We start from the raw sequence: 15356 nt of genomic DNA, 5'->3' as shown, positions 1-15356 counted from the left end.
CAAGCCGGGCGCTTCTGTCTGCTTGCGTTCCCGATTATAAGTAAGTTACCTTGTTTTCGGCGCATCCTCACGGCGGGCTTTCGCACGGTGCCGGAAGCCCGCCGAGGTGGACCGCAGCCGGCCCCGGCCCGTACCGCTGACCGCGGTGCTGACCGTGCAGCAGACCGCGGTGCTGACCGTGCAGCAGACCGCGGTGCTGACCAGCAGTGCTGGCCTGCGCTGCGCCGACCCCGAACACTGCGCGAAAGCGAGGCGGCCTCCGTTTATGACCTCACCTCCCAGCGGCATCATCGAGTTCTTCCGTCGGCCCGAGGTCGTCACCGATATGCTCCAGATCGCCAAGACGGTGATCGCTGCGACCCTCGGCTGGTGGCTGTCGGTGTGGGTGCTCGACTCGCAGATGCCGTTCCTCGCCCCGTGGGCGGCTCTGCTCACCGTCCATGCCACGATCCATCGGACACTCGCCCGTGGGGCGCAGACCATGGTCGCCTCCGTCGCCGGTGTCGCCCTGTCCTTCGTCGTCGGCCACTTCCTCGGCGTGAGCCTCTGGACCTTCGGCTTCGCAATGCTCGCCGGGGTCGTCCTCGCCCGCGTCCCGTGGATCAGGGATGAGGGCATCGCGATTGCGACGACGGCGATCTTCGTCCTCGGCAGCGGGTTCGGCAGTCAGCAGCCGTTCCTCGACGAACGCCTCATCGAGCTTGCACTGGGCGTCGGGGTGGGCGTGGCCGTCAATCTACTCATCGTCCCACCGCTGCGCGATGAGCAGGCGGCTATCCACATCGACGGCATCAACCGCCGGATCGGCGAGGTGCTGACGAACATGAGCGACGAGTTCTCGACCTCGTGGGACACCGACCGCGCGCACGTCTGGTTCGTCGAGACCGAAGCGATGAGCAGAGATCTCGACGCAGCGTGGCAGACGGTCAACCTGGCCAACGAGAGTCGCCAGGCCAACCCGCGTCCGCGGCTGCGATCCCTGCGCCGTGCGGTGCTCCGCAGTCGCGACGCAGACGCCGTCGAGGAGGAGCTCAGTCCCGAGAACATCCTCCGGCGCCTCGACGAAGGCGTCTCCCACCTGCGCCACCTCACCCGCACCTTGGAGGCGGCCACCTATGACGACAGCAGATGGGATGATCGGTTCCGCACCGAATGGGCGGACATCGTCCGTGCGGCCGGCACCGCGATCGCCGACCCGGACATCGGCGTGGACTCGATCCATGATCGCCTCGACGCGCTGTCGGTCGGGATCGCCGATGGCGACGACCTGCCGAAGACAGCGTGGCCGCTCTACGGCGCACTCATCACGAGCGTGCGCCACATCGCCGTCATCGTCGACGATGTCGCCACTGCGCGCGAGGTCCGCAGCACAGCCCGCCGAGGCGGGTGACCGCAGGCAGATGCGCGCCACCTGCCTGCGGTCAGCAGCTCAGGACTGCGGGTGGTCCTCGTCGTCGAAGCCGACGTCGATCGACTGCTCGGCCACATCGGCGATATCGGCCTCGACGACAGCAGGTGCCGACCCCGTCGGTTCGGCATCCTCACCGGTGAGGACCTCGGTGGACTCGATGTCCTCGGACTGCTCCTCCCGATCGGCTTCGGGCACTTCGCTCAGCGACGGATCCGTACTCACGATCTCCTCCTCGGTGCGGGGCCACGGCCGCGCCGCCGCAGAACGCAGCGACGGCGGGTACTCGTGATGGTAATCGTGTGGGTGCGCATGTCAAGGACGACCGCCCCCACTCAGCACTCACTCCTCGTAGGCGATGACGCTCATCATCCCGGCCTCACCGTGGTAGATGTTGTGGCAGTGCGTGAGCCACCGGCCCGGATTGTTCGCATCGAACTCCACGGTCAGCGTCTTTCCCGGCAGGACGATCGCCGTGTCCTTGCGCGGTCCCCCGCCGGTGAGCTGGAACGTGTGCCCGTGGAGGTGGAGGGGATGCCACATGTCCGTCTCGTTGACGAAGGAGAGGCGCACCCGCTCCCCCTCGGCGACCGCCTGCGCAGTGTCCATCGGCTTCTCGTGGTCATACGGCGTCTCGTCGAACGCCCAGTCGTAGGCGGCCATCGACCCGGTCAGCCGTAGGGTGAGCTCCCGGTCGGCGGACTTGGCCGGCAGGGCGACATCGCTGCGGGCTTTCAGCGCCTCGGCGGACAGAGGTGCGGCCGCAAGTTCCGCGACGTTCCCGTCGGTCGGCGGCGCCTCGCCGGACCCCGTGCGGACGACGGCGTGGACGCGCTCCTGCTTGCCCTCCGCCTCGGCGACAAGAGCGAACACGCCGTCGCCCAGCGTCACGACTGCGTCATAGCGCTCCCCCATGCCGAGGAGGAGCGACTGCGTCTCGGCGGCCTTCCCGTCGACGGGGAAGCCGTCGGTGTGGGTGACCGTGAGCGAGTGCCCGGTCAGGGCGAGGCGGAACGCGGTGTCGCCACCGGCGTTGATGATCCGCAGCCTCACCTTCGCGCCCGGCTTGGCCTCGAAGGTCGCTGGGTCGTCGGCGGGCCGACCGTTGATGAGGTACGTGGGGTAGTAGACGTCGCCGGCGTCGCCGCCGAGGACGTCCGAGGCGGCGCCCATGAGCATGTTGCCCATCCGCATCGGCCCGCCCATGCCGCTGTGGTCCATCCCGCCCATGCCGCTCATGTCGCCTGAGTCTGAGCCGCCCATGTTCCCGTGGTCCATGCCGCCCATGTCGCCCGAACTGGAGCTCGAACCGCCCATGCCCTGCCGGAGTTCGGTGAGCACCTCGGCGGGAGTCGCGGTCACTCCGTCGAGCCAGTCGTCGAGGATGATCACCCACTCGTCGTCGTACTCGAGCTGTTCGTCGGGGTCGTCGACGATGAGCGCGCCATAGAGGCCGCGGTCGATCTGCGCGCCGACGTGCGGGTGGAACCAGTACGTGCCCGGGTCGGGGGCGATGAAGTCGTAGGTGAACGACTGACCGGGGGCGACGGGGTCCTGGGTGAGCATCGGCACGCCGTCCATGTCGTTGCGCAGCGCGAGACCGTGCCAGTGGATCGTCGTGTCCTCGGTGAGGTCGTTGGTGAGTGTGGCTTTGAGCCGGTCTCCCCGGCTCATCCGGATGACCGGGGCGGGGATCTCCCCGTAGCTCCACGTCTGTGCGGTGGTCGTGCCGAGCTTGAGCGCCGAGGCGGCCGCCGTGAGGGCGACCTCCACTGTCTTTCCCGTCGTCTCACGGTCGTCCTCGACGTCGGCGACGCGTTGGGAGTCGGGCATGAGGAAGGCTCCTTCTCCCCGCGGGGTGCATGCGGCCAGGGCGAGCACGCTCAGCGATCCGACGAGGAAGCTGCGGCGGCCGGGACGGCGTGACGGGCGTGCGGGGTGGACGTGCTCGGGGGTTGTCGGGGTCGCTTCCGTGAGCGATGGACTGGTCGGCAGTCCGTCGAAGCGGCGTTCGGTGGTGTTCTCTGATGAGTGGTTCACGGTGTGTGCTCTGCTTTCGTTCGCAAGCCCATTCCGCGCATGCCTTCGTTCCAGGAAAGAGCGTCTGAGGGCGCTCAGGTCCGTGGTGCCCAGCGGGGCGCAGGTTGCGCGCGCTCAGGTCAGCCGTGGTCGCAGTCGTGTGCGATCACGGTTTCGGCTGGTCGGGGACTGGCGCGAATGGGCCGAGTTCATCGGTCGGCTGATGCATCGAGAAGCCTCGATGCGGGGACGCCGGCCTACGTGCGACTGATGCAGAGGTCGGTGATACTCGGCGCGCGGGCGTGCCCAGGTGCCGGGTTCGGTACGAAGGGGGTGGCGCAGTGCCACAGGCCGGCGCGGGGAAGCAGAATCGCGGTGCGCCGCAGCATCCGCAGGGCGATGATGAGCAGGACGACGCCGACGATGCACATCGTCGCGAGTGCGCAGACCATCACACTGTCACCGCATCCCGAACCGGTGCACTGGCCGGAGGCGGCGTCGTCATCGGCCGCCACGCCGGGGTCACTGTCGGGGGCCTCGCCCGCGGGCGGTTCACCGTGGGCAGGCATGGCGTCCATCGCCATCGAGTCCGCGCTGTGGCCCATCGCCGCAGGTGACTCAGTGCCATCCCCGTTCGTCGACGAAGCGCCCATCGGGGATGCATGCGACATGCCCATCGAGGCACTGGGTTCCATGCTCATCCCCATGCTGATGGGGAGCACGACGATGCCGATGACAGCGGCGACCGCGGCGACGAGGTTGAGGATCGCTCCGGCGAGCTGAGGTCGGGTGCGTCGACGATCCTGCATCGCGCCCTCCTCCCGCCGATTGCCTGAATACCCTCTGAGGGTATCGTCTCGGATTCCGCCGGGCAACGTCGGCACGCCGTAGCCGGGACGCCCTGTCGACGGTGCCCGGCGCGGTCCGCGCAGCGACGCACTCCCTCGTGTGAATGCGGCAGCGGCCCGCCGCGAGCAGAGTCGCTCGCCACGGGCCGCCGGTGATGATCAGAGACTCAGAAGTCCCAGTCCTCGTCCTGGGTGTTCTCGGCCTTGCCGATGACGTAGGACGAACCCGAGCCGGAGAAGAAGTCGTGGTTCTCGTCGCTGTTAGGCGAGAGCGCCGCGAGGATCGCCGGGTTGACGTCCGTGACCTCCTTGGGGAACATCGCCTCGTAGCCGAGGTTCATCAGCGCCTTGTTGGCGTTGTAGTGGAGGAACTTCTTGCAGTCCTCGGCCAGCCCCACCGAGTCGTAGAGCTCGTGGGTGTAGGAGACCTCGTTCTCGTAGAGCTCGAAGAGGAGGTTCATCGTGTAGTCCTTGAGCTCCTGACGGCGCTCAGCGGACTCCTGCTCGAGACCCTTCTGGTACTTGTAGCCGATGTAGTAGCCGTGCACGGCCTCGTCGCGGATGATGAGGCGGATGAGGTCGGCGGTGTTCGTCAGCTTCGCGTGCGAGGACCAGTACATCGGCAGGTAGAAGCCGGAGTAGAAGAGGAACGACTCGAGCAGCGTCGAGGCGACCTTCCGCTTGAGCGGATCATCCCCGCGGTAGTAGCTGAGGATGATGTCGGCCTTCTGCTGCAGGTACGTGTTCTCCCGCGACCAGCGGAACGCCTCGTCGATCTGCTTCGTCGAGGTCAGGGTCGAGAAGATCGACGAGTACGACTTCGCATGCACGCTCTCCATGAACGCGATGTTCGTCAGCACCGCCTCCTCGTGCGGGGTGACCGCATCGGGGATGAGCGAGATCGCACCGACGGTGCCCTGGATGGTGTCGAGCAGGGTGAGACCGGTGAAGACGCGCATCGTCAGCGTCTTCTCCTCCTCGGTCAGCGTCGCCCACGAGGGGACGTCATTGCTCAGCGGCACCTTCTCGGGCAGCCAGAAATTGCCGGTGAGGCGATCCCAGACATCGTCATCGACCGGGTCGACGACGCGGTTCCAGTTGATGGCATCGACGTGCGAGGCCAGGGTCAGGTTTTCCAACGCGATCTTCTCTCTGTCTTCGAAAGGTGGTGCGAGGTGCCGCGGAGTCGGCGTCAGCCGACCCGCGGCACACCAGCGGATGTCACACGGTCACAGCATGCAGGAGACGCAGCCGTCGACCTCGGTGCCCTGCAGCGCGAGCTGGCGGAGGCGGATGTAGTAGATCGTCTTGATCCCCTTGCGCCACGCGTAGATCTGCGCCTTGTTGATGTCGCGCGTCGTCGCCGTGTCCATGAAGAACAGCGTCAGCGACAGGCCCTGATCGACGTGCTTCGTCGCCTCGGCATACGTGTCGATGATCTTCTCGTAGCCGATCTCGTACGCGTCCTGGTAGTACTCGAGGTTGTCGTTGTCCATGAAGGGCGCCGGGTAGTACACCCGCCCGATCTTGCCCTCCTTGCGGATCTCGATCTTCGAGGCCACCGGGTGGATCGACGAGGTCGAGTTGTTGATGTAGGAGATCGATCCCGTCGGGGGCACGGCCTGGAGGTTCTGGTTGTAGATCCCGTGCTCGGCGACCGCGGCCTTGAGCTCGCGCCAGTCGTCCTGCGTGGGAATGTGGACGCCCGCCTCGGCGAAGAGCTCGGCGACCCGCGCGGTGCGCGGCTGCCAGACCTCCTCGGTGTACTTGTCGAAGTACTCGCCCGTCGCGTACTTCGAGCGCTCGAAGCCGGCGAACGTGCGTCCGCGCTCCTTCGCGATCTCCATCGACGCCCGCACGCAGTGGTAGGCGACGGTGTAGAAGTACATGTTCGTGAAGTCGAGCCCCTCGTCCGATCCGTAGTAGACGTGCTCACGGGCGAGGTAGCCGTGGAGGTTCATCTGCCCCAGCCCGATTGCATGCGACATGTCGTTGCCGCGGGCGATCGACGGCACCGACTGGATATCGGAGGTCTCGGCGACGGCGGTGAGGCCGCGGATCGCGGTCTCGACGGTCCGGCCGAAGTCGTCGGAGTCCATCGTCAGGGCGATGTTGAGCGAGCCGAGGTTGCACGAGATGTCCTTGCCGACGACGTCGTAGCCCAGGTCCTCGTCGTACTGGCTCGGTTCGGAGACCTGGAGGATCTCCGAGCAGAGGTTGGACATGATGATCTTGCCGTCGATCGGGTTCGCCCGGTTCACCGTGTCCTCGAACATGATGTACGGGTAGCCGGACTCGAACTGGATCTCCGCGAGCGTCTGGAAGAACTCACGCGCGTTGATCTTCTTCTTCCGGATCGACGCGTTGTCGACCATCTCCTCGTACTTGTCGGTGACGTCGATGTCGGAGAACGGCACCCCATAGACGCGTTCGACGTCGTAGGGGCTGAAGAGGTACATGTCCTCGTTGCGCTTCGCGAGTTCGAACGTGATGTCGGGGATGACGACGCCGAGCGAGAGGGTCTTGATGCGGATCTTCTCGTCCGCGTTCTCCCGCTTCGTGTCGAGGAAGCTGTAGATGTCGGGGTGGTGCGCGTGGATGTAGACGGCACCGGCGCCCTGACGCGCACCGAGCTGGTTGGCGTAGGAGAAGGAGTCCTCGAGGAGCTTCATCACGGGGATGACGCCCGAGGACTGGTTCTCGATCTTCTTGATCGGCGCACCGGACTCGCGGATGTTCGTCAGGCTGAAGGCCACGCCGCCGCCGCGCTTGGACAGCTGCAGGGCGGAGTTGATCGAGCGGCCGATCGACTCCATGTTGTCCTCGATGCGCAGGAGGAAGCACGAGACGAGTTCGCCGCGCTGCTTCTTCCCGGCGTTGAGGAACGTCGGGGTCGCCGGCTGGAAGCGGCCGGTGATGATCTCGTCGACGAGCTGTTCGGCGAGCGTCTCGTCCCCGCGGGCGAGGAAGAGCGCGACCATGACGACGCGGTCCTCGAAGCGCTCGAGGTAGCGCTTGCCGTCGAAGGTCTTGAGCGTGTACGAGGTGTAGAACTTGAACGCGCCGAGGAACGTCTGGAAGCGGAACTTCTGCGCATACGCGCGCTTCGACAGGGCTTCGATGAACTCGAACGAGTACTGCTCGAGGACCTCGGGCTCGTAGTAGTCCTTCTCGACGAGGTAGTCGAGCTTCTCCTTGAGGTCGTGGAAGAAGACGGTGTTGTTGTTGACGTGCTGGAGGAAGTACTGGCGAGCGGCCTGCTTGTCGCGCTCGAACTGGATCCGCCCATCCACGTCATAGAGGTTCAGCATGGCGTTGAGCGCATGGTAGTCGAGATCCGTCTCTTCGCGGATGATGTCCTCTACATTGCGGTCTTCAGCGAGCTCACGCACAGTTTGTCCAATCCTTGATTCACAGCTGCGACGTCCTCGGGGGTCCCGAGGAGTTCGACCCGATAGAGCACGGGCACTTGGCATTTCACGGCGATCTTGTGCGCCGCGCGGCAGTATTCTGCGCCGAAGTTCGTGTTTCCGGCGCCGATCACGCCGACGAGGTGCCGGCGATTCGATTCGATATTGAGGAACTTGACCACCTGCTTGGGGACGGCCCCGCGGTTGGGACCGGCCCCGTAGGTGGGGGTGACGAGCACGAACGGCTCATCGACCAGCAGCGTCTCGTCCTTCGTCAGCAGGGGCAGACGGCGGGCGGGATGATCGAGTTTTCCGACGAAGCGGTGGGTGTACTCGGAGCTGCTGGAGTAGTAGACCAGGAGCATCTCAGGCCACGACGGTCGCCGTCGTCTGCTGGCCGGCCAGGGCGGCGATCTTGTCCGGACGGAATCCCGACCAGTGGTCGTTGTCGGTGACGACGACCGGAGCCTGCATGTAGCCCATGGCCTTGACGACGTCGAGGGCGTTCTCATCGACGCTGAGATCGACCGAGGTGTACTTCAGGCCCTTGGCATCGAGCGCGCGGTAGGTGGCGTTGCACTGGACACAAGCGGGCTTGGTGTACACGGTGATCATGATGACTCCTCGATTCTGTGCTGCGGCTTGGGTTTCCCACGGTCGGCCACGCCGTTTCCGCGGCCTCCCGACGTGGGAGGGATCACGGTGAAGGGGACCGGCTGTGACCACTAGATGTTGTGTTCGGGTAAAACCCTACCCCTATATCCAGTGTTACACCAGTGTCATTTACACCATCCACAAGGTGTGTTCTCAGCCCTCCACAGTCGTCCACAGGGTGTGAACGACACCTGTGTAGTTCGGTCACCTGCGCGGACACGGGCGACACCGCGGATTCCGCCGAGATCCCGACCGCGCCGGCCCGAGGTTATCCACCGTCGTCCACAGGAAAAATTCCTCCCTGTGGGCATGTCGTTCGGCGTGTCGGATTCGACCGCGACGTGATCGGTTCCACCCCTCTGACCACCCCTTTCCGTGGTAGCCGACCACCGAGCCGACGGACCCTGCCAACCGGGCGACCGCCTCGGCGATTCCTCTGTTCCCACGTGTCCACACTATGTGTCGGTACTGACACGGATTCACCCAGTCACATGTCAGGGTCGGCCCATATCCTTGTGGAGACGGCCATCACAGCACCGGCCGCCGCACCACGACGACACCGAGAGGGCCTGAAGACGCATGACGGCAACGGCAACGGCCAACACGCAGGAGATCGCGCACGCCAAATCCCTCCTCAGCGGACTCGAGTCCTATCTTGACCACTTCGTCGTCGGCCAGCAGCGACTGCGCGAATCCCTCCTCATCGGTCTCCTCTCCGGCGGGCACCTCCTCCTCGAGAGCGTCCCCGGTCTCGCGAAGACGACCGCGGCGGCGGCTCTGGCCAACGCCGTGGACGGGAAGTTCTCCCGCATCCAGTGCACCCCCGACCTGCTGCCGGCCGACATCATCGGCTCGCAGATCTACAACGCCCGCGAAGGCTCGTTCAACACGGTGCTCGGACCGGTGCACGCCAACATCGTCCTCCTCGATGAGATCAACCGGTCCTCGGCGAAGACACAGTCGGCGATGCTCGAGGCGATGCAGGAGCGGCAGACGACGATCGGCGGGCAGCGCTTCGACCTGCCCAAGCCCTTCCTCGTCATGGCCACGCAGAACCCCATCGAGCAGGAGGGCACGTACCAGCTGCCCGAAGCGCAGCTCGACCGGTTCATGATCAAGGACCTCCTCACCCATCCCAGCCCCAACGAGGAGGTCGAGATCCTCTCCCGGCTCGACTCCGGAGTCTTCGACAAGGACTCGGTGCCCGCAGCGAGCTGCACGCTCGAGGACGTGATGACGATGCAGCGCTACGCCCGCACCATCTACATCGACCCGTCGATCACCCGTTACCTCGTCGAACTCGTCCACGCGACGCGGAACACGCAGAAGTACCTCGGCCGGCTCGCCCCCTACATCGAGTACGGTGCGAGCCCCCGCGCCTCGATCGCGTTCACCAACGCCGGCCGGGCGCTCGCGATGATCCGGGGCCGCAACTACGTCATCCCCGAGGACATCAAGGACCTCGCCCACCGCGTCCTCGCCCATCGCATCCAGCTCAACTTCGAAGCCGCGGCGGAGAACATCACGAGCGCCCAGGTCGTCGATGCCCTCCTCATGGCCGTGCCGACCCCGTGACCCGGTGACGACATGACGGCTCTGCTCAATCGGATCAAGGCGCGGATGACCATCCACGCCCACCGGCGCACGCGCAGACTCCTCGACGGCGACTACTCGTCGGTCTTCCACGGCCACAGCCTCGACTTCGACGACCTGCGCGACTACATCCCCGGCGATGAGATCCGCGACATCGACTGGAAGGCCACCGCCCGCCACGCCGATCCGCTCGTCAAGCGCTACGTCGCCCACCGCCGCCACATCCTCGCCCTCGTCGTCGACTCCTCGCGCGGTTTCGACGCGATCACCTCGGCGGGCGCGGACAAACGGCACCTCGCGATCCTCATGGCGGGGATGACCGGCTACCTCGCGGTGCGCCACGGCGACGACGTCATGCTCATCCACGGCAACGCCGAGCAGACCATCGCCTCGCCTCGCAAGGGCAGCGAGGCCCACCTCGAGAATCTCCTCCAGCAGATCCTCGCCGAGTCCGGCACCGCGGTCGACGGGTCGATCAACACCCAGCTCAAGTGGATCGCCGACCACATCACCCATCGCATGCTCGTCGTCGTCATCTCCGACCAGGCCCCGCTCGGACCTGAGGAGGAGGCGACGATCAAGCGCCTGCGCGCCCAGCACGAGATGCTGTGGATCACGATCACCGACGCCGATCTCGCGGAGCTCGCGACCGCCTCGGCGCCCTATGACGTCGCCCGCGCCGAGGTGGGGCTGCCGATCTCGGTGATGTCCGATCCGAAGGTGCGCGGGGAGTTCGTCGCCGCCGAGGCGGCCCGCCGGCGCCAGCGTCTCGACCTGCTCACGAAGCTCGGCATCTCCCACACCGAGGTCGCCGACCCCGAGCAGGCCCTCGGCAATCTGCACGCACTGCTCTGGAGGCATCGTCGTGGGTCCCGCTGAACTCATCGGTCCGCTGCAGATCTCGGTGTGGTGGTACGTCGCCGCCGCCGTCGTGCTGCTCGCGGCGCTCATCAACTTCTCCGCCCCGCTGCTGCGCGCGGCCTCCGGTGCCGGAGTCCAGAAGCCGTCGCGGATCCCCATCCCCGTGCGCAGCACGTACATGTCGCGGATCTCCGCCGTCGAATCCGACCTCGCCGCGGGCAGGACGGATGTGCGGGAGGGCGCGAAGGAGCTGGCGAAGATCGTCCGCGAGTTCGCCCGCGACGCGTGGGGCGTCAAAGCCGAGCACCTCACCTACCGTGACGCCGCGGTCGCCGGGCTCGACGACCTCGCCGATTCCCTCTGGGGCCTCTACGAAGCCGAGTTCGCCGAGGACGAGGCGACGGACCTCAGCCCGCAGATCGCCGAGGCGAGGAAGCTGGTGGCGCGATGGTCCTGATGCTCTGGTGGCTGGCGCTGGGCCTCCTCGTCCTCGCCGGCATCGCCGTCTTCGTCTTCCGCCGTCCACGGCGCACCGAGTCCTCCCTCGCCGTCGCCCACAGCGGCCGGATGACGCAGCTGCCCGGCTTCCGCCGGGCGATGCGCCGGAAGTTCCTCACCACGGCCGCGTTCCTCGGGGTCATCGCCATCACCGGACTCGGCGCGCTGGCCGGGGTGGCGCGTCCGGCGTGGGTCGAGACGGTCAACCCCGAGAAGAAGCTGCGCGACGTCATGCTCTGCCTCGACGTGTCCGGGTCGATGCTCGGCTATGACGCGGATCTGCTCGCCGCCTACCAGCAGCTCGTCGACCGCTTCGATGGCGAGCGCATCGGGATGACGGTGTTCAACGCGACCGCGGTCTCGGCGTTCCCGCTCACCGACGACTACGACATGGTGCAGAACTACCTCGAGGAGGCCGAAGAGGGCTTCCGGACCTGGGGATCGGAGGGCACCGACTACTCGTGGTCGACCTCGCCGCCGAACATCGGCGGATCCTCGCTCATCGGCGACGGCCTCGTGTCCTGCATCGACAACTTCGACCGCAAGGACGAGGACCGCTCCCGCTCGATCGTCTTCGCCACCGACAACATGCTCGCCGGCGAACCCCTCTTCGAACTCGACGAGGCGACGACGATCGCCATCGACGCCGGCGTTCGCGTCTACAGCCTCTCCCCGCCCTCGATCCTCGCGACGACCCAGACCCAGGAGCTGCGCTCGGTCTCCGACCGGACCGGCGGCGAGCAGTTCGAGATGGGCTCGGCGACGACGATCGACAGGATCGTCTCGGAGATCCAGAGCCAGGAGGCGGAGAACACGCCGGGACGCTCGTACACGATCGTCCACGACATGCCCGCCGTGCCGCTGGCGATCGCCGTGTTCGGGCTCATCGGCGTCTTCGTCCTCGCATGGAGGGTGCGCTCATGATCTTCGACCCGCTCTTCGGCTGGATCGGCGTCGGCGTCGTCGTCGCGATCCTCCTGGCCCTGTGCATCATCCCGCTCGTGCGCGGGGACGGTCCGCGGTGGAAGTGGGGCGCGCGCATCGGCGTCGTCGCCCTCCTCGGACTCGCCCTCGCCCGGCCCGGCTTCCCCGTCGAGTCGACGACCGAGGAGTACGAGGCCGCCGCCGACGCCTACTTCCTCGTCGACACGACGACGTCGATGGCAGCGGAGGACTACGACGGCGACGGCACCCGCCTCGACGGCGTCAAAGAGGACATGCTCGAACTCGCCGAGCAGCTGCCCGGTGCGCGCCTGAGCATCATCACCTTCGCCTCGACGGCCTCGACGGCGATGCCGCTGACCACCGACCATGCCGCGTTCGCCTCCGCCGTCGACGTCCTCTCCCCCGAGATGTCGCAGAACTCGAACGGGTCGTCGATCACGGAGGCCGGCGACGAGCTCGAGGAGCGGATGAGCGCGAACGCCGAGGACCGTCCCGACAACCAGACGCTCGTCTTCTACTTCGGCGACGGCGAGCAGACGGCGCAGGGCAGCCCCGATTCGTGGTCGTCCTTCGCCTCCCGCATCGACAGCGGCGCCGTGTTCGGCTACGGCACGAGCCAGGGCGGACGGATGAAGGAGACCCAGCCCTTCGGCTACGGGCCCGGCGGCAGCGGTCACGACGGCACGGGTCAGGGCGGCGACCAGGGCGGCACCGAGGAGTACATCCGCGACGCCCAGGGCAATCCGGGGATCTCGCGGATCGACGAGGGCAACCTCCAGCAGATCGCCTCCGACCTCGGCCTGCCCTACCACCTGCGCGACGCCTCGACACCGCTGGCCTCGGCCTACACCGCTCCGACCTACGATCAGCGGCTCGTGCAGAAGGACGGCCGCCTCACCGTCGACGAATACTTCTGGGTGCCGCTCATCCTCGTCTTCGCGTGGATCGCCGTCGAGATGGTCTTCGGTGTCCGCGAGCTCATCCGCGTCCGCTCGGTCATGCCCCCGCGCCGAGGCGGTCGCCGGGCGCACGCAGCACCGCCGCACCCGGGTGGTCCGGGACCCGGCGGCACCGGCTGGGGCGGTCCCGGTGGCGCGGGTCCTGGCGGCGCGGGTCCCGGCAATCCCGGTGCCGGAGGCGCACCTGCCCGCACTCAGCCTGAGCCGGCGAACGGAGGACGGTCATGAACAGGATCACGGGTCTGTGGACGCGACGGCGCCTGGTGACGAAGGTCAATCTCCTCATCGGCACCGTGCTCACCCTCGTCTTCGCCTATATCGCGACCATCGTCTACTTCGGGGCCTCCTCCCAGGTCCGGTACGACTCGAACGACTTTCCCGGGGCGGAGCGGGCCGCGACGACGTTCCTCGCCCTCAGTCCGCTCGAGCGTCACATCGGCTACTTCAACCGCGGCACCGCGAAGGCCGCGGTCGGCAGCTTCGAACCGGCGCAGGAGGATCTCGAGACCGCGCTCGACCTCACGCCGCCGCGCGACGAGTGCGCGGTGCGCATCAACCTGTCCTACGTCTACGAGAAGCTCGCCGACCAGGTCGTCGACCAGGACGAGAAGAAGTCCGGCGAACTCTACGACCAGGCCCTGCAGACGCTCGCCGACGCGCCCGCCGAATGCCGCCCCGACAACAGCGAATCGCAGCAGAAGAGCGACGAGGCCACCGAACGCGTCCAGGACAAGAAGGACGGCGGCCAGTCGCAGGATCAGAGCTCCGGCGGCGACGATTCGCAGGACTCGCAGGGCGATGACCAGCAGAACGAGGGTGACAGCTCGGACGGTCAGACCGACCAGGGCGATCAGGGTCAGAACGACCAGGACAGCGAGGACCAGTCGGAGAACAGCGACTCGGGCCAGCAGACCGAGGAGGAGCAGAAGCGCGACGAACTGCGGCAGCGCGGTGAGGATTCGAACCGCGAACAGCAGCAGCAGGGACCGTTCGGCAGCGGAGGACGGACGACGCCCGACAAGCCGTGGTGAGCGTGTGCCATCATGAGTCCATGACGACTCCCGAGCCCTCCGTCGAGCCTGCCCGCCTCCCGCATCTGCGAGCAGCCCTCGAGACCTTCCCGCCCTACATTCCCGGCCGCCAGCCGCAGGAGGTCCCGGGGCTCGCACCGCTCAAGCTCTCCTCGAACGAGAATCACCTCCCGCCGCTGCCGGCCGTCAGTCAGACCATCGCCGAGCACGTGTCCTCCCCCGCCTCCTACCCCGACGACGCGGCCACCGCACTGCGCACGGGCCTGGCCGACCGCCTCGGCGTGGGCGTCGACAACCTCATCGTCACCACCGGTGCCAGCGAACTCCTCGTGGCCCTCACGCAGATCACCTCCGATGCGACGACCGAGGCGATCTACCCGTGGCCGTCGTTCGAGATGTACCCGCAGACGACGGGGCTCGCCGGAGCCACCCGCGTCGAGGTGCCGCTGCGACCCGACGGCACCCACGACCTCGCGGCGATGGCGGAGGCGATCACCGAGGCGACGACGCTCATCATCCTCTGCTCCCCGAACAATCCGACCGGGCCCGCCCTGCGCGAGACCGAGGTCCGGGAGTTCCTCGCCCAGGTTCCCGATCGCGTGCTCGTCGCCCTCGACGAGGCGTACTGGGAGTTCGCGACCGCCGAGGGCGTCGTCGACGGGCTCGGCCTCGTCGCCGACTTCCCCAACGTCGTCCTGCTGCGCACCTTCTCCAAGGCCCACGGCCTCGCCGGGCTGCGGGTCGGATACGCTGTCGCCGCACCCGGCATCATCGCCGGTCTGCTCAAGGCCGTCATCCCGTTCGGCGTCACCGACCTCAGCCAGGCGGCGGCCCTCACCTCGCTGCAGCACTGGGACGAGGTGATGGCCCGCGCAGCCGAGATCGCCGAGCTCAGGGACTGGTTCGCCGCCGAGCTGCGGGGCCAGGGCTGGGACGTGCCGGAGGCGCAGGGCAACTTCGTCTGGCTGCCGCTCGGCGAGCTCTCCGACGCCTTCGAAGAGGCCAGCGTCGCCCGTGCGGTGGCCGTGCGCAACCTCGGCGACGGGGTGCGCATCAGCATCGGCGACCGCGCCGGTCTCGACCGGGTCCTCGAGATCACCGCGGACTTCCGCGCCGCGCACTTCGCCTGA

At 67.1% G+C, this 15356-nt stretch carries 15 protein-coding genes; 8 read left to right on the top strand and 7 right to left on the bottom strand.

Annotated elements, in window-relative coordinates; translation table 11 throughout:
* The first annotated feature begins 265 nt into the window (after positions 1-265).
* Positions 266-1390: an FUSC family protein gene (locus ABD154_RS09980; RefSeq protein WP_198499305.1), complete on the top strand. Its 1125-nt coding sequence runs from the start codon at positions 266-268 to the stop codon at positions 1388-1390.
* A gap of 39 nt (positions 1391-1429) precedes the next feature.
* Here ABD154_RS09980 and ABD154_RS09975 read toward each other — a convergent pair whose 3' ends face one another.
* The 7 genes from ABD154_RS09975 to nrdH all read right to left on the bottom strand — a co-directional run bounded on the left by ABD154_RS09975 (position 1430) and on the right by nrdH (position 8300).
* Positions 1430-1633, bottom strand: coding sequence for a hypothetical protein (locus ABD154_RS09975; protein ID WP_198499306.1), 204 nt, complete (start codon positions 1631-1633; stop codon positions 1430-1432).
* A 117-nt stretch (positions 1634-1750) separates the two neighbouring features.
* Positions 1751-3448 (bottom strand): multicopper oxidase family protein, encoded by a 1698-nt coding sequence (locus ABD154_RS09970; protein WP_332839530.1) that lies wholly within the window; start codon positions 3446-3448, stop codon positions 1751-1753.
* A 236-nt stretch (positions 3449-3684) separates the two neighbouring features.
* Positions 3685-4236 carry a hypothetical protein gene (locus tag ABD154_RS09965; RefSeq protein WP_198499307.1) on the bottom strand — a complete coding sequence of 184 codons (552 nt, stop codon included), beginning with the start codon at positions 4234-4236 and terminating at the stop codon, positions 3685-3687.
* 206 nt (positions 4237-4442) lie between these two features.
* On the bottom strand, positions 4443-5414 hold the full coding sequence (gene nrdF / locus ABD154_RS09960) for a class 1b ribonucleoside-diphosphate reductase subunit beta (protein WP_137826161.1): 972 nt from the start codon (positions 5412-5414) through the stop codon (positions 4443-4445).
* Positions 5415-5504: 90 nt separating this feature from the next.
* Positions 5505-7631 (bottom strand): class 1b ribonucleoside-diphosphate reductase subunit alpha, encoded by a 2127-nt coding sequence (nrdE, locus tag ABD154_RS09955; RefSeq protein WP_198501017.1) that lies wholly within the window; start codon positions 7629-7631, stop codon positions 5505-5507.
* 5 nt (positions 7632-7636) lie between these two features.
* Positions 7637-8050 (bottom strand): class Ib ribonucleoside-diphosphate reductase assembly flavoprotein NrdI, encoded by a 414-nt coding sequence (gene nrdI, locus ABD154_RS09950; protein ID WP_137826159.1) that lies wholly within the window; start codon positions 8048-8050, stop codon positions 7637-7639.
* Position 8051: 1 nt separating this feature from the next.
* Positions 8052-8300: a glutaredoxin-like protein NrdH gene (gene nrdH / locus ABD154_RS09945; RefSeq protein WP_284710982.1), complete on the bottom strand. Its 249-nt coding sequence runs from the start codon at positions 8298-8300 to the stop codon at positions 8052-8054.
* 618 nt (positions 8301-8918) lie between these two features.
* Between nrdH and ABD154_RS09940 the strand changes: the two genes are divergently transcribed.
* Genes ABD154_RS09940 through ABD154_RS09910 form a run of 7 tightly spaced genes read left to right on the top strand, consistent with a single transcriptional unit; the run spans position 8919 to position 15356 of the window.
* Positions 8919-9914, top strand: a complete 996-nt coding sequence (locus ABD154_RS09940) for an AAA family ATPase (RefSeq protein WP_211978929.1) — start codon at positions 8919-8921, stop codon at positions 9912-9914.
* 12 nt (positions 9915-9926) lie between these two features.
* Positions 9927-10811 carry a DUF58 domain-containing protein gene (locus ABD154_RS09935; protein ID WP_137826157.1) on the top strand — a complete coding sequence of 295 codons (885 nt, stop codon included), beginning with the start codon at positions 9927-9929 and terminating at the stop codon, positions 10809-10811.
* Positions 10798-11250 carry a hypothetical protein gene (locus tag ABD154_RS09930; RefSeq protein WP_249121033.1) on the top strand — a complete coding sequence of 151 codons (453 nt, stop codon included), beginning with the start codon at positions 10798-10800 and terminating at the stop codon, positions 11248-11250. Before ABD154_RS09935 ends, ABD154_RS09930 begins: the two co-directional genes overlap by 14 nt.
* Complete coding sequence (locus ABD154_RS09925; protein ID WP_198499310.1) at positions 11241-12215, top strand: vWA domain-containing protein; 975 nt, start codon at positions 11241-11243, stop codon at positions 12213-12215. The genes ABD154_RS09930 and ABD154_RS09925 overlap by 10 nt, the downstream gene beginning before the upstream one ends.
* The gene (locus ABD154_RS09920) at positions 12212-13423 is read left to right on the top strand and encodes a vWA domain-containing protein (RefSeq protein WP_211978928.1); all 1212 of its coding nucleotides are present in this window, start codon (positions 12212-12214) and stop codon (positions 13421-13423) included. Before ABD154_RS09925 ends, ABD154_RS09920 begins: the two co-directional genes overlap by 4 nt.
* Complete coding sequence (locus tag ABD154_RS09915) at positions 13420-14226, top strand: tetratricopeptide repeat protein (RefSeq protein ID WP_211978927.1); 807 nt, start codon at positions 13420-13422, stop codon at positions 14224-14226. The genes ABD154_RS09920 and ABD154_RS09915 overlap by 4 nt, the downstream gene beginning before the upstream one ends.
* A gap of 20 nt (positions 14227-14246) precedes the next feature.
* Complete coding sequence (locus ABD154_RS09910) at positions 14247-15356, top strand: histidinol-phosphate transaminase (protein WP_211978926.1); 1110 nt, start codon at positions 14247-14249, stop codon at positions 15354-15356.

The organism is Brevibacterium sanguinis (genome assembly GCF_039528855.1).
GTDB lineage: Bacteria > Actinomycetota > Actinomycetes > Actinomycetales > Brevibacteriaceae > Brevibacterium > Brevibacterium sanguinis.
The sequence above is the reverse complement of the archived record's forward strand: the minus strand, read 5'-3'. Positions and strand labels throughout refer to the sequence as shown.